Origin of the sequence: Allomuricauda sp. M10 (genome assembly GCF_020782875.1) — a bacterium.
Taxonomy (GTDB): Bacteria; Bacteroidota; Bacteroidia; order Flavobacteriales; family Flavobacteriaceae; genus Flagellimonas.
Window position 1 is genome coordinate 305,871 of sequence record NZ_JAJGBN010000005.1, and the last position, 21,437, is coordinate 327,307.

Annotated in this window: 15 protein-coding genes; all 15 read left to right on the forward strand. The window is 42.7% G+C overall.

What is annotated here, in order from left to right:
* The first annotated feature begins 200 nt into the window (after nucleotides 1-200).
* Complete coding sequence (locus LKX84_RS14400; protein WP_228237845.1) at nucleotides 201-3,407, forward strand: SusC/RagA family TonB-linked outer membrane protein; 3,207 nt, start codon at nucleotides 201-203, stop codon at nucleotides 3,405-3,407.
* 10 nt (nucleotides 3,408-3,417) lie between these two features.
* Nucleotides 3,418-4,911 (forward strand): RagB/SusD family nutrient uptake outer membrane protein, encoded by a 1,494-nt coding sequence (locus LKX84_RS14405; protein WP_228237846.1) that lies wholly within the window; start codon nucleotides 3,418-3,420, stop codon nucleotides 4,909-4,911.
* 95 nt (nucleotides 4,912-5,006) lie between these two features.
* Nucleotides 5,007-7,904: a glycosyl hydrolase-related protein gene (locus LKX84_RS14410; protein ID WP_228237847.1), complete on the forward strand. Its 2,898-nt coding sequence runs from the start codon at nucleotides 5,007-5,009 to the stop codon at nucleotides 7,902-7,904.
* 8 nt (nucleotides 7,905-7,912) lie between these two features.
* Entirely contained in the window at nucleotides 7,913-8,368 is a 456-nt protein-coding gene (locus LKX84_RS14415) for a hypothetical protein (RefSeq protein ID WP_228237848.1), read from the forward strand.
* Nucleotides 8,365-9,072 (forward strand): RraA family protein, encoded by a 708-nt coding sequence (locus LKX84_RS14420; RefSeq protein ID WP_228237849.1) that lies wholly within the window; start codon nucleotides 8,365-8,367, stop codon nucleotides 9,070-9,072. The genes LKX84_RS14415 and LKX84_RS14420 overlap by 4 nt, the downstream gene beginning before the upstream one ends.
* 21 nt (nucleotides 9,073-9,093) lie before the next feature.
* The gene (locus LKX84_RS14425; RefSeq protein ID WP_228237850.1) at nucleotides 9,094-10,539 is read left to right on the forward strand and encodes a sugar porter family MFS transporter; all 1,446 of its coding nucleotides are present in this window, start codon (nucleotides 9,094-9,096) and stop codon (nucleotides 10,537-10,539) included.
* Between the two features lie 22 nt (nucleotides 10,540-10,561).
* Nucleotides 10,562-10,978 carry a cupin domain-containing protein gene (locus LKX84_RS14430; protein WP_228237851.1) on the forward strand — a complete coding sequence of 139 codons (417 nt, stop codon included), beginning with the start codon at nucleotides 10,562-10,564 and terminating at the stop codon, nucleotides 10,976-10,978.
* Nucleotides 10,979-11,004: 26 nt separating this feature from the next.
* A complete protein-coding gene (locus tag LKX84_RS14435; RefSeq protein ID WP_228237852.1) occupies nucleotides 11,005-11,805 on the forward strand; it encodes an SDR family NAD(P)-dependent oxidoreductase in 801 nt (266 codons plus the stop codon).
* Nucleotides 11,806-11,817: 12 nt separating this feature from the next.
* Nucleotides 11,818-12,969, forward strand: coding sequence for a hypothetical protein (locus LKX84_RS14440; RefSeq protein WP_228237853.1), 1,152 nt, complete (start codon nucleotides 11,818-11,820; stop codon nucleotides 12,967-12,969).
* A 1-nt stretch (nucleotide 12,970) separates the two neighbouring features.
* The gene (locus LKX84_RS14445) at nucleotides 12,971-13,738 is read left to right on the forward strand and encodes an enoyl-CoA hydratase/isomerase family protein (RefSeq protein WP_228237854.1); all 768 of its coding nucleotides are present in this window, start codon (nucleotides 12,971-12,973) and stop codon (nucleotides 13,736-13,738) included.
* Entirely contained in the window at nucleotides 13,716-14,792 is a 1,077-nt protein-coding gene (locus LKX84_RS14450) for a lactonase family protein (RefSeq protein WP_228237855.1), read from the forward strand. Before LKX84_RS14445 ends, LKX84_RS14450 begins: the two co-directional genes overlap by 23 nt.
* 27 nt (nucleotides 14,793-14,819) lie before the next feature.
* Nucleotides 14,820-16,007 (forward strand): CaiB/BaiF CoA transferase family protein, encoded by a 1,188-nt coding sequence (locus LKX84_RS14455; protein WP_228237856.1) that lies wholly within the window; start codon nucleotides 14,820-14,822, stop codon nucleotides 16,005-16,007.
* Between the two features lie 7 nt (nucleotides 16,008-16,014).
* A complete protein-coding gene (locus LKX84_RS14460; RefSeq protein WP_228237857.1) occupies nucleotides 16,015-17,079 on the forward strand; it encodes a mannonate dehydratase in 1,065 nt (354 codons plus the stop codon).
* A gap of 149 nt (nucleotides 17,080-17,228) precedes the next feature.
* A complete protein-coding gene (locus LKX84_RS14465) occupies nucleotides 17,229-19,925 on the forward strand; it encodes a glycoside hydrolase family 38 C-terminal domain-containing protein (RefSeq protein ID WP_228237858.1) in 2,697 nt (898 codons plus the stop codon).
* 23 nt (nucleotides 19,926-19,948) lie between these two features.
* On the forward strand, nucleotides 19,949-21,343 hold the full coding sequence (locus LKX84_RS14470; protein ID WP_228237859.1) for a glycoside hydrolase family 76 protein: 1,395 nt from the start codon (nucleotides 19,949-19,951) through the stop codon (nucleotides 21,341-21,343).
* Nucleotides 21,344-21,437: the final 94 nt, after the last annotated feature.

Sequence of the window (21,437 nt, forward strand, 5' to 3'; positions counted from 1 at the left end):
TTTGAACAATAACTAAACCGGTTTAGTTATGTAGTTTTGATTTTATGCATCGTGTCAACGGAAACGTAGTCATTTAACATGTTAAACAATAGGGGATGAAAATAAACTAAGAACCAAAAGTACAATTGGGTCAAAACCAATCCATTGTCCAGATTGTAGCCAAGCAAAATTAAATTTTAACAAACAAACAAATAGAAATTATGCTAAATCAATTCGTATCCTTTAAAAAGGGAACTTGTATTTTCCTTGCATACCTTTCCATAGGGTTTTTGCAGGGGATTTGGGCAGCAGTGCCCAAATCGTTCCTAGGTCCTTTGGACTTTAATAATGCTTTAAGTTTAGAAAAAGAACACGGCCGCGAAGGTCAACAGGACATCACCATAAGAGGTACTGTTACCGATAGTGGTGGAAACCCCTTGCCTGGCGCAAGTGTAGTGGAAAAAGGAACTTCCAATGGAGTTCAAACGGATTTTGACGGAAATTTTTCCATTAAGGTAAATTCTGGTGCTGTTTTGGTGGTTTCGTATTTGGGTTATGTGCCCCAAGAACTTCCCATTGATGGACAGACCAATGTTACCATTGCACTTCAGGAGGATGTTGCCAGTTTGGATGAGGTAGTCATTGTTGGATATGGATCCGTAAAGCGTTCCGACCTGACCAGTGCCATCAGTACAGTATCCGAAAGCGAGCTCGAGGAGCGTGTGACCACAAACCCACTTCAATCCCTTCAGGCCAAGGTACCTGGATTGAACATTTATAATAATAATGGGAACCCTGGAGGAGATCTGAGTTTTAACATCAGGGGTTTTTCTTCAATAAATGGGTCAAATACCCCTTTGATTCTTGTAGATGGCGTTATCACAAACAATATTAACGGTTACCATCCTTCGGACTTTGCTTCCGTATCGGTGCTCAAGGATGCTTCGGCCACTGCTATTTATGGTGCTAGGGGAACCAATGGGGTTATTCTTTTTACCACAAAGAAAGGAAAAGAAGGTGGGTTCAATGTTACCTATGATGGTAATTTAAGCATTGGTGTTGCTGCAAGGGAAATAGAAATGTTGGATGCCGAGGGCTATATGGAGCTCTTCAAAAGAATGTGGGAATACGATCCGGCAAGAGGCTCATATGACGAGGTCATAAGACCAAGGCTACATGATGACTATCCTCTTTTGTTTGATGAGAACAACAACCCGATCTATAATACCAATTGGCAAGATGAAGCATTAAGGACAGCATATTCAACGCACCATCACTTGTCCATAACCAGTGGTACCGATAAATCCCGTACTGGAATTTTCTTGGGACTCAACGATGAACAAGGACTGTTTCAATCAGATTACCAGAAGAAAGCGACATACAGGGTAAACGTGGAATATGACCTGAATGATTGGCTAACGGTGGGCGGAGAACTCAATGGTTGGTCTGTAAAGCAACAGATAAGGAGTAATTTAGGTATAGGCGGGCTTAACTTGTCCCGTACCTTGATTGAGACCCCTCCTATTTTACCTGTTCAGTTCCCTGATGGCAGTTTTGCCACTTTCCGGGACTGGGGCTATAATACCAGTGGAGAACCTGATATTTATTATTTTGAGGGCAATAACCCTGTGGCTCTATCCAATAATTCCCTGGGAGAGTCCCCTGTAAGGGAATCCAATTTACGTTTTAGCGGTTTTGCCCAGTTCAAGCTTTATGAGGGGTTGGAGTTTAAATCCGTTTATACCAATGAAACCCTGAATAACCTAAGCTATGCTTGGAATACCTATAAGAACATTTCTGGCAATGGTTTGGGGAGTGCTAACGGAAGTACCTTTAGAACTACTATATGGACTTCGGACAACTACTTTACATACGATAAATATTTCAACGAGAAACATCATTTCAATGCAATGCTGGGTGCGCAATGGTCCTCTTCCGATACCCATAACCTGGGGGCCAATTCTTCAGGGTATACGACCGAGTTTTTTAAATATTACAATTTGGGAGTAGGTTCCCAACCACCAACGGTCAGTTCAGGATACAGTGCATTTTCGTTGAACTCCTTTTTCGGAAGGTTGAATTATGTATATGATGAGAAATATTTGTTCACCTTCAGTTCTCGATATGACGGTTCTTCCGTTTTCGGTGCGGATAACAAATATTCCTTTTTCCCTTCCGGAGCCTTGGGATGGGTGGTGTCAAAGGAAAACTTCATTGCCGAAAATGAATCCCTTTCAAAATTGGTATCCTTTCTTAAGCTTAGGGGAAGCTATGGTATAACAGGTAATTCCCCGGTTCCGTATTCTTCCTTGGGGACCATCGGGAACTATACCATAAACCTGAACAATCAGATTGTTAAGGGATCAGGTATTGGTGGGGCACCGAACCCTGACTTGAAATGGGAGCGAACGGCTCAATTCAATATCGGGACCGATATCCGCATGTTCAATGACCGTTTGTCACTTACAGCAGATTGGTACAACAAGAAAACCACAGATCTTTTGTTCAACGTGCCGGTTTCTACGGTTTCAGGCTATTCCACGGTTACCTCTAATATTGGAAGTGTCCAGAATAGGGGTATAGAACTGGCCTTGTCCGGAGATATAGTTAGAAACGCCGACTTTAACTGGAACATTGGAGCGGTATTTTCAAAGAACAGGAACAAGGTTCTTAAACTTGGGGCAACCGATGCAGATGTAATATCCTCCGGCTTTTTGGGCAATGCCACAATATTGAGGGTAGGTAAACCAATGGGATCTTTTATAGGCGTTGAACGATTGGGTACTTGGGGTACCGATGAGGTTGAGGAAGCGGCCAGATATGGAAAAAGACCAGGTGACATCAAAAGGAACGATGTCAATAATGACGGTCAGTTCGATGAAGCCGATATGAAATTCTTGGGAAGTCCCTTTGGTGACTATGATATGACGGTTTCTACTTCTGTTCGCTATAAGAACTGGGATATGAACATGGATATCCAGATCAGACAGGGAAACAAGATACAAAATGTGGCCGCACTTACCGTTGAGGACCGTACCTGGTATGCTTCGGGTTATGCAACGGTATTGAAGGATGCTTGGACACCTGATAATCAGGATACCATGGTTCCGGCTTTGCGTATGGGATCTGATCCTTGGAACACCGATTTTGGCAGTTTTGCAGATAGCCATTGGTTGGAAGATGGTTCTTTTGTCAGGGGAAGAAGTTTCAACTTAGGATATAGACTGCCCAATGATGCGGTGGACAAATTTGGGATGAAAGCCGTACGATTGTACTTCAATATGGACAATTTCTTCTTGATTGCCCATAACAGGGATTTTGACCCGGAAGCTTCTTCCTTCGGTGGGGGATATGCACAGCAAGGACAGACCTTTTATGGCACCCCCCGTCCAAGGACCTATACGTTTGGTATTAACCTTAACTTTTAAAAGATTGAAAATGAAAAAGTATGTAATTATTATATGTGTGGTTTTGGGCCTGGCTTCCTGTGAGGATTTTTTGGAAGAGGATGCAAGGAACATGCAGACCAATGAGAATTTCTATCAGACGGAGGAGGATATTGAATCTTCCGTGAATTCGGTGTATTCCTTTCTTTATGCACCATATGCCCGCTATGGTTTTGATGATTTTCCAAGTGCAATGTTGGAAATGGTCACAGGCCAGTGGAACAATGTGTCCCAATATCCTGAAACCGGGTTTTACTATAATTTAACCAATACTTCGGGTAGTTCCTATGTGAAAATATTTTGGGAAAGTTGTTACAAGGGTATTGAATCCGCCAATTTGGTGATAGACAATATAGAGGGCGTTGATTTTCTGGATAATGGCGAGAAAAATAGCCTACTTGCAGAAGCGCGCTTTCTAAGGGCGTACTATTATTATCTATTGGTGAATATTTTTGGGGATGTTCCCCTAAAGTTGACCTCAACGGTTTCACCGATCAATGATGGGTTGTTGCCCAAGACTTCGATTGCAGACATTTATGATCAGGCCATTGTGCCCGATTTGATCTTTGCCGAGGCAAACCTAAAATTTGCTACTCCCGTAGCAAATGGCCGGGCTTCTGTTGGAGCTGCAAAGACCCTTTTGGCGAAGGTATACCTTAGCATGGCCGGACACCCATTGAATCGGGACAATACCATGGAGTTGGCAAGGGCAAAATCCTTGGAGGTTTTGGACAGCGGTGATTTTTCCTTGTTCCAAAGTGATGGTAGCCTGACTTGGTTTGACAAGTTGAACAATGCGGATTATGACAATCTTGAAGAACATATCTGGGATTTAAACTATAACCAACCGGATTATCCAAATGGATTCAATATCTATTTCCTTCCCCAAGGGGTTGTGTTCACGGAAACCGCATTTTTTCAATTTGGCGGATATTATCCTGACGAATCCTTCCTGGACAGTTATGCCAGTGAAGATTTAAGGGGAAGAAACAATATGGGCTTTTTCTATAATTCCTTTACCACAGGAGGGGAGACCTATGACTTTCCTTGGGCCGTTTACAAGTTTTTTGATAAGGGAATATTGCAAACAGCCCCAAATAATGGCAAAAATTTCCCATTGTTAAGATATGCCGATGTGCTACTCACCTATGCCGAGGCACAGAACGAAGTAGATGGAAATCCCAATGCAACATCCTATCAGGCGGTGAACGATATCAGGGAAAGGGCCGGTTTGGCAACAGTCTCGGGCCTAACGCAGTCAGAGTTCAGAAAAGAGGTATGGAAACAAAGGTATTGGGAACTTTGTGCAGAGAACAAGACCTATTTTGATATTGTAAGGACACAAATGGTCTTTGATACACAACTAGGAGATTTTGTCCCCCTTGCCGGATTTGAATTGCCCAGTGGAGCGGTGGTTCCTGGAGATTATTTGCCATTTCCAATACCATTGTCCGAGGTCCAGATCAATCCTTTACTGGCAGATTAAGGCCTATGTATAGAAAATTCAGCCTTGAAACTTTCAAGGCTGAATTCTTCCAAAGGGAAAATCAAGTAACTTAATTGAAAGAAAAACAGAACCCTATGATTGCACAATCAATTATGGCATCAAGAATCAAAAGGAACTTGCATATTCTGTTTGTAATGTTCTGTTGCCATGGCTTTGGCCAGACCGATACAAACTTGAACATGGTTGCCATAGAATATGTAAAACCTTATGAGTACCATCAAGAAGGAAAAAATCTCGTAACCAAGGCTTTCCTAGACTTGGAACGACCCCAGGATTTCAAAGGAATTGTTCTGGAAAGTGGTTATACCTCAAATTTGAAATTTGAAAACGGTAAGGCATGGGTGTGGTTACCGGTTTTTGGGAAACCACAAACAATGAAGATTGTGGCCTCAAAGAAACATGCGGTCAAAGAACAATTGTTTAAACCTCTGGTAACTTCGGATTGGGGGTACTTTAAGGAGGGAACGTTCCATATTATTTCATCTTCACACCAGGACATTGCATGGATGGATACACCCGATTACTGTCGCCATGAAAGGGTTAACGATATTATAGCACCTGCCCTTGACATCATGAAGAAAGATGGGGAATACCGTTTTGGAATGGAACAGGCACTAAACTTAAAGGAGTTCATTGAAGAATTCCCTGAAAGAAAGGAAGAGGTTATCCAAAGACATAAAGAAGGAAGGTTTACATGGGGCGCCACATACAACCAGCCCTATGAGGGAATGCAAACAGGGGAACAACTTGTTCGTGAAATGTATTTCGGAAAACGTTGGATCAAGGACAACTTTGATGGTATTGGTGAAGAAACTGCCTTTAATACCGATGTACCTGGACGAACGCTTCAATTTCCCCAGATATTGGCAAAGGCCGATGTGGAGAATTTGTTTGTATCCAGAATGAGGGAGGGCTTTTATGAATGGTACTCCCCGGATGGTTCTTCCGTTCTTACATATACCCCTGGAAACTATGGCTGGGCAGTAATTTTCTATAAACTTTTTGAAGAGGATGCCATTGAGGCAATGCATAAAATCCAAAACCGTGTGGAGATGTGGACTGATTATTACAAAGAACACAACCTGCCTCCCCATTTTGCCATTGTCATCAGCAACGATGCTTCGGGGCCAGCCAACTATGGTAATCTGATCAAGGAATGGAATAAAATTGTTTCCGAAACTGGAATGGCCATGCCCAAACTAAGACATTCAACAGTTTCTGGATTTCTTTCCGAAATCAAACGGCCGGGAGCCAAATTTGAACAGTTGGAAGGAAGCAGACCCAATTTATGGGCCTATATCCACGGTCCTGGACATTATGAAGCGGTAACCGCATCAAGAAAGGCAGGAAGGTTGCTACCCTCAGCTGAAATATTCGGTACAGTTGATGCCCTGCTCAAAGATTCCTTTGAAGATTATCCACAAAAAGAACTGTCCAGGGCATTTGAAGAGTCCATTTATCCCGACCATGGATGGGGTGGAAAAAATGGGGATGTCACCGATAGTATTTTTAGATCAAAACTTGAGTTTGCGGCCAATGAAGCGGATAGGATTTTGGATTCATCCTTGAAATCGATTTCAGATAAGGTCATGATCAAAGGAAATAATGCCATTGTGGTCTTCAATGATCTATCTTGGGATAGGGACGGCTTGGTGACGGTAGTGTTGGAAGACAACGGACCATTTTATGTGATTGACGAAAAAGGAAAGGTCGTGCCCTCCCAAATGCCAGATACCAATGGTAAATTACTTTATTTACATGCTTCAAAAGTACCGGCAATCGGATATAAGACCTATTATCTCAAAAAGGGAAGAAGGGCCGTTGCAACTAATAAAACTGTACTTCCCAATTCCCTGACCAATCAGTTCTATTCCATTCAGCTTGGAGATGGAGGTATAGAACATCTGTATGACAGAGTCCTTGATGAAGAAGTGTTGAATACAACTAGATTTTCGGGTGGGGATGTTCTTACACTAGGATATAATGGTAATGGTGCAGGTGAGTTTACGCAGATAACGGAACCCAATATGCAGGACTATGACAAAATGAGCGACCATATCGCAAATTGGTCCCTAACTTCTGACGGCGATGTATTTGCAGAGTTTAAGAACGAAACAAAGTTTAAACATACGGGGATTGTCCAACGGATCCGGATGTACCATCATGAAAAGAAAATTGATTTTTTTATCGATTTGCTGGACTGGGACGGAACCCATAATCGTGAATTCCGTTTTGCACTTCCCTTACAGATGGTAGGATCGAGAATCAAATACGAGGTTCCCATGGCCATAGCGGAAGTTGGCAAAAGCGAAATGAAGGAAGCTCCCGGCGGATGGGCCTGGGGTGGCAGCTATGACCAAAAACCGGTAACGATCAAGCCAAGGGAGGTGATGAACTATATATCATCTGAAAATGATGACCTAGCAGTAACGCTGGGAACAGACGTAGCCTTGGCGGATTGGGTAGACCCAACACGGGAAGCTGTTGATTATACAGTGCTTCAAGGGATATTGATGGCCTCCCATAAAAGCTGTCATGCAGAGGGCAATTGGTACCATCAAGCGGGAGACCATCATTTTAAGTTTTCCGTGGCGTCCCATGTGCCGGACGATAGGCTTTCGTACGAATTCGGAGTAGGATCCAACCATCCGTTCCGCGCCGTGTTGAAGAAGAATACAGATGGCTCGGGAACCTTACCACAAGAGATGGGCTTTTTTAAAGTGTCGGAACCCATGGTGCGGATAAGTACAATTAAAAAAAGTGAGAGCGGGGAGGATGTCATTGTCAGATTAGTGGAAATGGAAGGTAAGGACAGACACGCAACTATCTCCCTTCCTACTCAATTTCAAGAATTGATCCGCACAAACCTGATAGAGGAAGACAAGGAATCACTGGGAAAAATTTCCAAAAGCTTCAATGTAGATATCGGACACAATTCCATTGACACGTATAAACTAATTTCAAAAAAGTAAGCCTATTAATGACAAACAAGAAGGCAGAAGGGAAGCTTCCCAATTTAGGTACCATAGATACCTATTGTATTCAAGACAAGGGCATTCATCCCTTCTTGGTCAGGGACAGTTGGCAAATGGTCAAGTTGAATTATTTCGAAAAGTATGGTTTTTTAAATATGGGGACATTATATAGACATGATGGCACCGACAAGGGTTTAGCCTTAATGTCCGGGACTGTTTATGTTATCGCCATGGAAATTGTGGATGACCTTCCCCATTTCGAAATGGAAGTATTGAAAAAAGGGGTGTCCTATAATATTCCAAAAAAAACGTGGTACACTTTTATTATGGAGGAGGGGTCGGAACTCATCTTACTTGAAAAGCCAGATACCCAGATGAACGACACGGTTACAGTTCAATTAAATGAAGCACAGTTAAATCTCTTGAGGGAATTGTTCAATTCCAAAAAAGTAAAATTATGATCGATCCTAAAAAAACACTCTGGAAAACGGATGATGAATTGTTCTCCATTGCCAAGAAGGAGCTTTTTGTTGCTCTTGTCGGTGACATTTTGGATAAAATTGGGTTTAGAAACCAATTTTTACCTCCAACAATAAAACCTTTACACAATGATTTTGTGGTCATCGGGCGTGCCATGCCGGTGCTGGAGGCCGATGTTTATGAAGAAGTGGTGGAAAACACCAAAAACCCTATGATGATGAAGCCCTTTGGGTTAATGTTTGAGGCTTTGGACAGTTTACGGCCAAACGAGGTATATATATGTTCAGGTGCTTCTCCGAGGTATGCACTTTGGGGTGGATTGATGAGCACAAGGGCTATGAAACTTGCGGCATCAGGGGCTGTATTGCATGGATGGTCTAGGGATACCAACGAAATATTGAAGTTGGGGTTCCCTACATTCAGTTATGGGGGCTATGCCCAGGATCAAGGTCCTAGGGGAAAGGTAATCGATTATCGGGTGCCCATTGAAATCGATGGGGTGAGGGTAAATCCCGGAGATGTGATTTATGGAGATAGGGATGGTGTCCTCGTGGTCCCTGCGGAAGTCGTGGTCGAGGCGTTCAGCGGAGCCATTGAAAAGGCCCGTGGTGAACAACTGGTAAAGAAAGCATTGGAAGAAGGAATGAGTACTGTGGATGCATTTGACAAATTTGGCATCATGTAATGCCGGTTTAAGAAAAACGAAATGAAGAGTAAGATATCATTTTATTTATTGAGGATAAGTTTTGTTTCGACCATTGGGGGCTTTTTGTTCGGCTATGATACCGCTATAATCTCTGGCTGCAATGGCTTTTTGGAACAACAATTTGACCTTACACCGGCTATGTTGGGTTGGGTTGTTTCCTCCGCACTGTTGGGAACCATCATTGGTTGTATAGCTTCTGGCGCCATAACGGACGGATTGGGCCGAAAAAAAACACTGATCATTGCCGCAGGCTGTCTTACGCTTTCTGCGGTTGGATCCATGCTACCTCCACAGTTTTTGGGAGATCTGGAAAATCCACTCTGGATTCTGGCCAATAAAGATCTTTCCCTCAAAGTGCTCATTTCAGTTCGCTTGCTAGGAGGAATTGGTGTTGGTATTACCTCGGTGGTGGCACCAATATATATATCGGAACTCTCCATGCCTAACAGCCGTGGAAAAATGGTATCCCTGTATCAGCTGTCCATAACCTTGGGTATCTTGTTCGCCTTTCTTGTTGACTGGTTGGTGTTGGGTTTTGCTGGTGATGCAGCAGGAGTGATTGCACAGGAACCTTCCAGTTTTATGGACTGGCTTTTTGTAAGTGAGCTTTGGAGGGGAATGTTGGGCACTGAAATTCCCATTGCCCTGTTGTTCTTTGTACTGTTGTTCTTTGTGCCGGAATCACCGAGATGGCTGGTATCCAAAGACAGGTTTGAAGAAGCCAACGAAATAATGCTAAAGGTAAATGGACCTGAATATGCCAGGACCAGCTTGAATGAAATTCGAAGTGCCGTTAAGGAAGAATCAAAAGGGATAAAGGAACTGTTGAATCCCATTTTAAGGACCCCACTTTTGATAGGAATTTTACTGCCCATGTTCTCCCACTTGAGCGGGATAGCTGCCATCATGTATTTTGCCCCCAACATTATCAACGAATCGGTCAATAGTGTGGAAAACTCCTTTTTGGGAGCTGTAATGGTAGGAATTGTCAACAGTGCCTTCACATTTGTTGCCATTTTTAAGATTGATAGCATAGGGAGAAGGAAATTGTTGTTGGCAGGGGTTGTTGGCACTTTTATTTCGCTGTCTTCCATAGGTATTCTGTTTGCCGTGGGGTCATCATACGTCATTGTTCCTTTATTGGTATACGTGGCCTGTTTTGCCTTTTCTTTTGGTCCCGTTGTATGGGTGGTGATCAGTGAGATATTCCCAACATCTATTAGAGGGCTTGCAGTATCGGTGGGAAGCTTTTCCTTAATGACCACCGGATTCTTGATAACGCTGACCAATCCTATGCTAATAAAGGAAATTATGCCTTCGGGGACATTTTTTCTATATGCCGCACTGACCCTTCCCGCCATATGGTTCATTTGGCGGTTTGTGCCCGAGACCAAAGGAAAGACCTTGGAGGAAATACAACACAGTTGGACAAAAAAGCAGGGATAATGAACATTTTAAAAATATGGAAATGATAGAAACTTATGTGGTGTCGGGGATTGGCTACCACCCTTTTTTGATAAGGGAAGGATGGCAATTGGCCCAACTAAATTATATTGAATCACAGCACATTGACCAAATTTTCCATTTGGATGTGCATAGGCACACGGATGAAGTGTTTGTCCTTATCAAAGGACAAGCAGTATTGATCGGAGCTACCATCCACAATGGCGAGCCCATTTTTGAGGCGGAACTCATGAGGTCCGATGTAATATATAATATTCCTCAGGGAAGATGGCACAATATAGCCATGGAGGAAGGTAGTGAAGTATTGATCGCTGAAAAATCCAATACACATGTGTCGGATTTTGAACAATTTCAATTGAACAAAACCCAAGTAAGAGAGTTGAGGAACCTTGTCAAGAAATTTTTCGACTCAGAGATATAGTGGGTCGAAACAATCCAACACGAAAGATGCAAAAAATAGATTTAACAGGAAAGAAAGCTTTGGTAACAGGTGGGAGTAGGGGCATTGGAGCTGGGATATGTCGTGAGTTGGCCAAATGTGGTGCGGATATATTCATTAATTATTTCAACAGGGAAAATGAGGCAATTGAATTGAAGAAAGAAATCCAGCAAAAATATGGCGTTCAGGCAGGCATATATAAAGCGGATATTTCAAAAGCCCAAGAGGCAAAAGATCTTTTTGATCAAATGGACCGTGAAATAGGAACATTGGATATTTTGGTCAATAATGCGGGAACAGAAAGCATTTCCCATGTCTTGGATCTCGATCCACACGAATGGGATAGGGTCGTTGATATAAACCTGAAAGGCCCCTTCCTCTGCTCTCAGCAAGCTGCACATCGAATGTCGGTCAAGGCAAAGGGCGTGATTATCAATATAACCTCAATACATGATGTGGTTCCTAGAAAGGGATTGGTACACTATTGTTCAGCAAAAGCGGGGTTAAAGATGTTATCCAAATGTCTTTCACTTGAATTGGCGGATAAAAATATACGGGTGGTTTCCGTTGCGCCCGGAGCAATTGAAACGGAAATGAACCGGGAAGAAATCGCCAAGTTCGGAAAACATAGGTTTGAGGAATGGATTCCTCAGGGACGGATAGGGAAAATAGCCGATGTTGCTCCAACGGTTGCTTTTTTGGCAAGTGATCTGGCGGCATATATCAATGGTGCGGACGTTTATATTGACGGTTCCTATATGAACCACACGATCCAATATGATCCAAGACCTAAAAAAGAAAATAACTAGGCTGTGTTCGTCATGTCAAATAAAATTATACTAAAAGGAATTGCTTGGGATCACCCCAGAGGTTATCAGCCATTAAGAGCAACTTCCAAGGCATTTTCAGAACAAAACCAAGAAATTTCCATTCAATGGGATGTACGATCCTTGAAGGAATTTGGGGACACACCTGTAGAAGACCTGATGGAAACGTATGATCTAATAACCGTAGATCATCCTTATATGGGTCAGGCCCATGCCAACAAATTATTGCTTTCTCTAAAGGAAAGGATATCTGAGAGTATATTGCAGATACTGCAGCGACAATCCATTGGACCAAGTTTCAACTCGTACCAATATATGGGCCATTTGTATGCATTGCCGATTGATGCCGCGGCATTGGTTGCCGCATCCAGGGATGACCTGATCAAGGAACTTAAAATAGGATTGCCCATGGCAAGGGCGGACCTTTTCAGGCTCTATAAGAAAGTTCCCGATAGCCAGAGCATTGCATGGCCCTTATGTCCTACCGATTTATGGTGCACCTTTTTGACCCTTTGTGCACAGGACATGGGAAGGGACTTTATCCAAGATCAAACGATTAATGAAAAAGCCGGGAGTTCGGTGCTCAATGAAATAAAACAACATTTAGAACATCTTCATCCGGATTCATTGAACTGGAATCCTATTCAAATTTTGGATGTAATGGCATCGGGGGATGAAATCCTATATTCTCCTTTTTTATTTGGTTATGTCAACTACTCCCAAATCGGGTTCGCAAGAAAAACCGTGAGTTTTCATAATAGTCCCACTGGAGCAAAGAACGATGTTTCCACTATTCTTGGTGGAGTAGGACTTGCGGTTTCCAACAAATGTGAACACCCTGATGAAGCTGTCTCCTATGTGGTGTATACAGCAATGAGTGATGTTCAAAAGGGCATTTATACCAAAAATGGAGGACAGCCTGGTAACCTAATTGCTTGGCAAGACGAGGATAATAACAATAGAAGCCTTGATTTTTTCAAAAACACCCTTAAGACGATGGAGAATGTGTACGTGCGTCCTCAGCATCCCGGTTGGAACCGATTTCAGGAACAAGGTGCAGATTTATTGCATTCAGGATTGGTAGGTGATATTGAATCGAGCAGAGTAATGAAGGACTTGAACCAATTGTATAGATCAATAGCATGATATGGATGAAGGTTATAAAAATATAAAAATAGAAGTCCATGAAGGTGTGGCTACCCTTCGTTTCAACAGACCCGATCAACTCAATGCAATGAACAGGACAATGATGGACGAGATCATTTCTGGAATCGAAGAGATCAATGCGGACGATAAAATTACGGTTGCGGTGATTACGGGAGAGGGCAGGGCTTTTATGGCCGGAGCTGACATCAAGGAATATGCCGGTCAGACCCCGGAAGAATTTGAAGCCTTCCAAAAGCAAGGGGTAAGATTATATGAAAGTATAGAAAAAGCCCAAAAACCTTGGATTGCCGCTGTGAATGGCTTTGCATTGGGAGGGGGATTTGAAATCGCTTTGGCATGTGATATGATCGTGGCTTCCAAAGCGGCCAAAATGGGTCTGCCCGAAGTGTTTTTGAGCTTGGTACCTGGAGGTGGGGGAACCCAACGTTTGATTCAGAAGATAGGAATCAACAGAGCAAAGGAAATGCTTTTTACAGGGGGACAGTATTCGGCAGAAACATTATGGGGCTGGGGAATTGTCAATCAAGTGTTTCAGGAAGAAGAATTTTATCAAGGGTTTACTGGTTTTGCACAAAAACTGAGCAGGAGGCCATCAAGGGCCATTGGACAGTTGAAGCGTTTGGCAAATTTGAGTCTTAGTTCCATTCCCTTTGATCAAAAGATCGAAGAGGAAGGAAAGGTTGTAACGGCACTGTTTTATAGTAAGGAGGCCCAAAAGGCCATTCATGACTTCATGCATAAAGAGTAGGGATATGTGGATGACATTCTTTATTGGCAGTTATACGGAATACCCCATGCCGGGTTTTGGGGGAGTGGGCCAAGGGATTTATACGGTCTCTCTAAATACCAAAACAGGTGAATTAAAACATGTACATTCCAAAAAAGAACGCAACCCAAGTTATCTGGCCATTAGCAATGATAACAGGTTTTTATATTGCCCCACAGAGTTGGATGAGATTGAATCTCCTAGGATTAGGTCCTATAAGGTCAATAAAGATTTTTCACTTGATTTTTTGAACGAGCAGCCCATTTCAGGAGGTTATCCTTGTCATGTTGCCGTGGATCCAAGAAGTGTTTTTGTGGCCTGCTATGCCACTGGTAATATCATTCAATATCCGTTGTATGATGATGGAAAATTGGGGGATGCCATTGTAGATTACCAGCATAGGGGAATCGGGATGGACAAAGATCGTCAAGAAGGGCCTCATGCCCATCAGATTGCGGTTCACCCAAATGGAAAGGACATTTATGTTTGTGATTTGGGTATTGACACCATTAAGGCATATAGGTATGATGGAGCAAAGTTAAGTCCAAACGCCATGGGAGATTGTCCGGTAAGCAAAGGTAGTGGGCCCCGCCATCTGGTCTTCGATTCTGGAGGAGCACGTGCCTTTGTCATCAATGAATTGAAAGGGAATATTTCAGTCCTTGGAATGTCTGGGGAATCCTATAGGGAAATTGATATTTATCCCTTTCTTCCCAGGAATTATATGGGAAAGCCAAGTGCTTCAGCAATTCGTATCCATCCTAATGGCCTATTTTTATATGCTGCCAATAGGAGGTCGGAGACGATTACGGTTTTTTCCATTACAAAGAAAAAATTGGAGTTGGTTGGATGTATACAGACTGGTGGCGAGGAACTACGTGAATTCAACATAACACCAGATGGCCAATGGTTATTGGCATGCCACCAAAACTCGCACGATGTTGTGGTATATGGCATTAAGGAAGATGGAATGTTGTCCGAGAAATTCAGGACCAAGGAAATTTTGTCACCGGTCTGTGTGACATTTCTTAATTGAACAAAATAACTAAACCGTTTTAGTTTTATGATTGAAAATAATGAAATAAATGAGGGTGCTTTAGAAGGGCTGGTGGTAGCAGATTTTTCACAACTGGCTCAAGGTCCATGGGCAACTCAAATGTTAGGGGATATGGGTGCCGAGATCATCAAGATCGAGCCATTGAAGGGAGATTGGATGCGGCATTTCTCATATGGAAACCTATATCCGAATGGGGAAAGTATATCCTTTGTGAGTTTCAATAGAAACAAGAAGAGTATAGCCCTGAATCTAAAGGATAGTGACGATCATGAAATTGCAAGGAATATTATTCGCAAAGCGGACATCCTTGTGGAGAATTTTAGGCCAGGGGTAATGGAGCGGCTTGGTCTGGGCTATGAGGCGATGAGGGAACTTAACCCTGGGTTGATATATTGTTCCAGTTCCGGATATGGTTCGTCAGGGCCTTATACCAAAAGGCCAGGACAGGATTTGTTGGCCCAAGCGGTAAGTGGAACAGCTTCCTTGAACGGAAGAAAGGACGATATACCCATGGTTACGGCCGTAGGCCAAGCAGATTTGCTCACAAGTCTATTCTTGGTTCAGTCCATCCTGGCTGCTATCTATTCCAGGGAAAAATCGGGAAAGGGACAGAAGATAGAAACCAATTTGTTGAGCTCCATCATAGGGTTCCATACACAAGAAATCACTGCATTTCTTTACCAAAAAGAGAGGCCCGAACGCAGTGAAAGAGGAATACCGAACCCATGGTTAGGGGCACCATATGGATTGTATCCCACCAAGGACAGTTATTTGGCGATAGGAATGAATTCAGTGAGAAAATTGGCAGATTTGGTCGGATTGGATAAATATAGGTCTCAGGAATATGAATCCAACAATATCATGAGGGACAGGGATGAAATTAGAAAGGATTTTGAGACCGTTTTTGTGACAAGGACCACCAAGGAATGGCTCGATGACCTATTAAAAGAGGATATATGGTGCTCACAGGTAAATACTTTGGAGGAAATGGTTGCCGATCCCCAGGTGCTTCACAACAACATGGTCATGACCTATAAGCACCCCACCATCGGGGATGTTGGGACCACCGGGTTTCCTGTGGAGTTCAGCGCCACTCCTCAGCGCCTTTATAGACCTGCACCATTGCTTAATGAGCATCGTGAAGAGATTGTCGCTGCCTTTTGCAAAGTGATAACGATTAACAAAAAAAAATAAGGACAGAATGAAATTAGGTTTTGGATTGTACCGACACATGCTGGACCAGGAGCACTACAAATTTGCCAAACAGTGCGGGGCAACCCATTTGGTCATACACATGGTAGACTATTTTGGGCACAATGACAAAAATGCGGACCAACCTATTGGTGGAAGCACAGGATGGGGTAAAGCAGGTCGTATGGATAAAATATGGAGCTATGAAGAGTTGAGATCCATCAAAGAAGAAATCAATGCCAATGGATTGGAATTGGAAGCCATTGAAAACTTTGATCCTGCCCATTGGTATGATGTCCTTTTGGGAGGTCCCAAAAGGGATGAACAACTTGAAAATTTGAAACAGCTCATCCGAAATGTCGGTAAAGCGGGAATTCCTGTTTTTGGATATAATTTTTCACTTGCCGGGGTGTCCTCAAGAACTGTTGGGGCCTACGCTAGGGGAGAAGCAATGTCTGTTGGCATGGAGGGTGAGGTAGATGGGAACCCCATTCCCAATGGAATGGTTTGGAACATGGTTTATGATGAAAATGCCGTTGAAGGAAGCCTTCCAAGGATTTCCCATGACGAATTATGGAGTAGGGTGCAATACTTTTTGGATGTATTGATACCGGTGGCCGAGGAGGCGGGAGTCAAATTGGCCGCTCATCCCGATGACCCACCTATGCCCTATGTCCGAGATACTCCTCGTTTGGTCTATCAACCTTATATGTACCAACGCTTGATAGATCTAAGACCAAGTCCCAATAATAATTTGGAGTTCTGTCTGGGTTCCATTGCAGAAATGTCGGAAGGAGATGTCTATGAAGCAACGGACAGATATACCAAACAGGGTAAGGTTTCCTACATACATTTTCGAAATGTCAAAGGAAAAGTCCCCAATTATAAAGAGGTTTTTGTGGATGAAGGGGATATAGATATGTTCAGAATACTTGAGATTTTGAAGAAGAATAATTTTCAAGGGGTCCTTATTCCTGACCATACCCCGCAAATGAGCTGTGGTGCACCATGGCATGCCGGTATGGCATACGCCATGGGTTTTATGAAAGCAGCCATGGAATCGGTAGGGAACTAATGCCGAAAAATCAAAGAACACTGCTTATAGTGGTTGGTTGAATTAGCCTTTTTGAATTGGGGAGTGCATCTAACTTGAAGGTGCACTCCGTTCAAAAAGATCAGCAAATCATGATGAGGTTAACTAATGTGAATATCAACAAACAAACTATGAAGAAAACAATAATTCGGTTAGCTCTAATATGCTGTTTTATAGGGGTCAATTCAGTTGGGGCCCAAGAAACGTTGAAGTGTGATGGGGAGACCTATGACCTACTCAAATCCCTGTCGGAATCCAAACTTTCCAAAGGAAATATCCTATTGTTCGTAACCACACATGAAGACATTGCCTGGTTGGACGAACCGGAAATATGCAAGATTGACAGGGATGAAAAATGGTTGACACCCTATTTGGAAAAACTGAAATCCACAACCGATTTCAAGATGGATATAGAGCAATCCTCCATAGTGATGGAATACCTGCATCGTCACCCGGAAGAAAAGGAGAATATCGTAAACTTTATTGACCAGGGACGAATAGGTATCGGGGGTGCCTATGTACAAACCTATGAAGGTATGTATTCTGGGGAATCCCTTTCCAGACAGTTTTATCTCGGAAAAAAATGGATGGAGGATAGCTTGAACGGATATCAAGCCAAAACCTATTATAATGTTGATGTACCAGGAAGGACCATGCAAATGCCACAACTGGCAAGCAAAGCCGGAATCGATCATTTTGTGTTCAGTCGCCATATAAAGGGGCTGTTCAATTGGGAATCCCCTGATGGAACAAAGGTAACATGCTACAGTCCGGGCAACCACTACATGGATTTTTATAACCTTTTGGGAATGGAGGAATCTGAAGGGATTAAAAAGATGGCCAAAGACGTGGTGGATTGGTATAAGATCTATAATAATAAATCCCAGGATCATCCCGTGATGCCGGTCATGCTCAACTATGAATTCATCTGGAATCAAAAACCCGTGGAGAACATGGAACCTTTCATTGGTAGGTGGAACGGGATTGGATATATCGAATCAGAGGGCAGAAAAAAGTTGAAGGTCAAGTTGCCCAAGATTGTTTATTCTACGGCCGACGAGTTTTTTGCAAAAGTTGAAAAAACAACTGTTCCACAAAAGACCATCAAAGGGGAGCGGCCAAATATGTGGGTATATATCCATGGGGCATCCCATCAAAAGGCATTAAAGACCAGTAGGGAAGGAGATATATTGATGACCCAGGCAGAGAAGTTTGCCACGGCAAATGCCATGATCGAGGGATCGTTCAAAAAATACCCTGAGCGAAAGCTACAGCATGCATGGGAATCAAAAATATACCCGGACCACGGATGGGGAGGTAAAGGGGGAGATGTCACCGATAATGTTTTTTTGCAAAAATTCCTTTTCGCAAAATCAGAGGCAGAACAAATTGTGCAATCCTCCATTAAGGATATAGCCGCGAAAATTGGTTTTGAAACAACCAAGGGAATCCCGATAGTGGTCTTTAATAGCTTGAGTTGGGATCGTACCGACAGGGTGGATTTTTCCATAAAATTTGATGAGGGAGAAACTAAAGGAATTGAATTGTCAGATTTGGATAACAACCCAATTCCCGTACAATTGTCCAATTTGGAGCATTATTCCGATGGCTCCATAAAAGCTGTAACGGTCCATTTTATTGCCAATGACATACCCTCGGTGGGTTATTCCACTTATTATTTGAAAAAGGCCTCACCCGACCCCCAATTGTCCGGTAACGGTTTTAAAGAAACTTTGGAGAACAAATTTTACAGATTGGAGTTCGGTAACGGAGGGCTTACCCAAATACATGATAAAGAGTTGAACAGGAATCTGATCGAATCTGGAAAATTTAAAGCTGGTGAGATTTTTGAATTGAGCTCTGTAGGGAACGGAGCAGGCGAGTTTTCCGAGGTTCAACAGGCAAACACGGATTATTTTGATCAATTGGGTACTTCCAAGACCAATTGGAAAATCCAGGAAATTGGACCAGTATATACCAGTGTGGTAATGAGACAACCCATGAAGGATGCTGTTGTGGAAATGAGCATCAAACTTTACCATAACATAAAGAAAATAGACTTTGATGTAGACCTTTTGAATTGGAACGGGACCATGTTCCGGGAATTTCGGATAGCTTTTCCTCTAAAAATGGATAACGGAAAGGTTACCTACGAAGTGCCTTTTGGGGCAGTCACTGTTGGACAGGATGAGCTAAAGGGGACAGGAGGTGAATTTTATAAAGGGGAGGTAAGTAAAATTCATCCAAGGGCCATTGGAAATTGGATTTCGGCAAGTGGTTCCGGGTATGGAGTCACCCTTACATCAACAGTGGTCTCAGCGGATTGGGGCGATCCAACGGACTCTTTGAACACCAAGGTTATTTTGCAACCCATTTTATTGGCTTCGAGGAAAAGTTGCCATCATGAAGGGAATGATTACCACCAGACAGGGGACCATAATTTTTCATTCAGCCTTACTTCCCATAAACCTGGCTGGCAAGAAGGGCGTCAATTTGGTAACCAGCACAATGAAAGAATCCTTACCGTGGTAGGTCCTTCTTCCTATAAAGATGGAGGATTGCCAGAAAGATTGAGTTTTTTCAGTACTGGGAGTGATAATATCGTCATCAGTACCGTGAAGAAAGCCGAAAATGATAATAAGAGTGTCATTAGAATCTTTGAGGCCGATGGTATTGGGACAGAAGCAACGATATCAGTTTTCAAACCAGTTAAAAAGGCTTGGCAGACTACATTGATTGAGGAACCTAAAAATGAACTAAAAGTTGGTGATACCATGATGTACTTGAAAATGGGACACAATGCCATTGAGACCATAAAATTTGAATAATAATAATACCATCTAGCTTAATTATGAAAAGACGAAAATTTATAAAGGTCACAGGAAGCTCCGGTTTGCTGCTGACCGCTACCGGAAGCCTGGTCAATTGCGGCTCCTTTATCGGTGAAGACCAAGATAAAAAGCTGTTGGAACAATCAATACAAGCGTTCAAGCGGTTTTCCGAAGTATGGGATTTCAAGGACTTTTGGAAAAGGGGAAACACTTTCGATGCCTGCTTGGTATTTGTGGATGCAATGATAGAACGCTGGCCAAATGAAGAGCAGGTGAAAGAAATACAGTCAGAGGTCCAAGCAATGTTAAGGCAAAACCTCACTTTTTTTAGCAGTTACAATCCAGGGACTTTATGGGCAGATGATTTTGGCTGGTGGGGTCTAATGGGACTTAATGCACGAAGACATCTTCTTAGAATGAAGGATAGGGAGCTTGCTGACAAATATCTGGCGCTTTCCATGGATTTATGCTGGGAGTACAAAAGAAAAACAGCCTACGACCATTCGGAAGACAGCAGACCAGTTGCCCATGGTTGTAGAAACGGGGATGCCAACGGAAGTAGCAAAGGGGTCAAGAATACGGTTACCAATGTGCTGTTGTTTTTGTTGTCATCAAGGATATATAGGTTGACTCTAGAGGAAAATCTGGAAGATAATGAGAAGTATTTGGATATGGCCTACAAACAATGGGTATGGTTCGATCAATGGTTTAACTTGGAAAAGTACGGGTATCTGAAGGAGATATCCAGTTCTGCCGCTTTGGTACAAGAAAGACCCATGGCTTTTTTTGAAGGTTCCGATTATCAAGAAAAGATACATCCACCCTGGTCAGAAGGTTGGGTTTGGACAGGTGATCAAGGCATGTTGTTGGCAGCTTTGATGGACATGCATGCATTGGGCCACGAAATTTCCACATATGTGAAAAAAAATGACATAGATCCAGGTTTTGATGAAGCTGTTTTTAAAGCCAGGGTCGATTCTATAATAAAGAAAATAGGACAGGGGATTAAGTTGGCATTGGTTGGTAACAAGGATGGGATAATTAGGGAAGCCCCATGCTTATCCAGCTTTGGCCCACAACACGGAAATGACTATGTAGCGGGTAGAGGAATCCTGTTGCGATATATAGGGGCAACCCATGAAAATGGATTGTTAGGTATTGATTTGCACAAAACTGTTCTGGCAACCTTGGAAGCCATATGGGAAACTCGTGATAAATCCAACAATCAATTCCCGCCAGAATTTACCAGTGTTGAAAATGATAGCAGCTATGTTGAGCAGTTCAAGGAGCTTTGGGGACTGGCAGACAATGTCCATAAATGGAATCTTGACAAGATGAAGGAGCAGAACAGGCTTGGTGTTTGCCAGGCCATAGGATTGGATACACTTGGAGCGGCAATAAAAATGACATCGTAGTCCAAGGGTAACCTTTTCATAGAGGTATTTACTGAAAATTAAGAACAATAAAATATTAAACAGGTAAATGAGTAAAGTAGTAACCTTCGGAGAA

Coding starts and splice junctions, on each gene's coding strand:
- LKX84_RS14460 (WP_228237857.1), top strand. CDS start 16,015: ATGAAATTAGGTTTTGGATTGTACCGACACATGCTGGACCAGGAGCAC.
- LKX84_RS14440 (WP_228237853.1), top strand. CDS start 11,818: ATGTCAAATAAAATTATACTAAAAGGAATTGCTTGGGATCACCCCAGA.
- LKX84_RS14435 (WP_228237852.1), top strand. CDS start 11,005: ATGCAAAAAATAGATTTAACAGGAAAGAAAGCTTTGGTAACAGGTGGG.
- LKX84_RS14405 (WP_228237846.1), top strand. CDS start 3,418: ATGAAAAAGTATGTAATTATTATATGTGTGGTTTTGGGCCTGGCTTCC.
- LKX84_RS14415 (WP_228237848.1), top strand. CDS start 7,913: ATGACAAACAAGAAGGCAGAAGGGAAGCTTCCCAATTTAGGTACCATA.
- LKX84_RS14410 (WP_228237847.1), top strand. CDS start 5,007: ATGATTGCACAATCAATTATGGCATCAAGAATCAAAAGGAACTTGCAT.
- LKX84_RS14455 (WP_228237856.1), top strand. CDS start 14,820: ATGATTGAAAATAATGAAATAAATGAGGGTGCTTTAGAAGGGCTGGTG.
- LKX84_RS14445 (WP_228237854.1), top strand. CDS start 12,971: ATGGATGAAGGTTATAAAAATATAAAAATAGAAGTCCATGAAGGTGTG.
- LKX84_RS14425 (WP_228237850.1), top strand. CDS start 9,094: ATGAAGAGTAAGATATCATTTTATTTATTGAGGATAAGTTTTGTTTCG.
- LKX84_RS14400 (WP_228237845.1), top strand. CDS start 201: ATGCTAAATCAATTCGTATCCTTTAAAAAGGGAACTTGTATTTTCCTT.
- LKX84_RS14450 (WP_228237855.1), top strand. CDS start 13,716: ATGACTTCATGCATAAAGAGTAGGGATATGTGGATGACATTCTTTATT.
- LKX84_RS14430 (WP_228237851.1), top strand. CDS start 10,562: ATGATAGAAACTTATGTGGTGTCGGGGATTGGCTACCACCCTTTTTTG.
- LKX84_RS14420 (WP_228237849.1), top strand. CDS start 8,365: ATGATCGATCCTAAAAAAACACTCTGGAAAACGGATGATGAATTGTTC.
- LKX84_RS14470 (WP_228237859.1), top strand. CDS start 19,949: ATGAAAAGACGAAAATTTATAAAGGTCACAGGAAGCTCCGGTTTGCTG.
- LKX84_RS14465 (WP_228237858.1), top strand. CDS start 17,229: ATGAAGAAAACAATAATTCGGTTAGCTCTAATATGCTGTTTTATAGGG.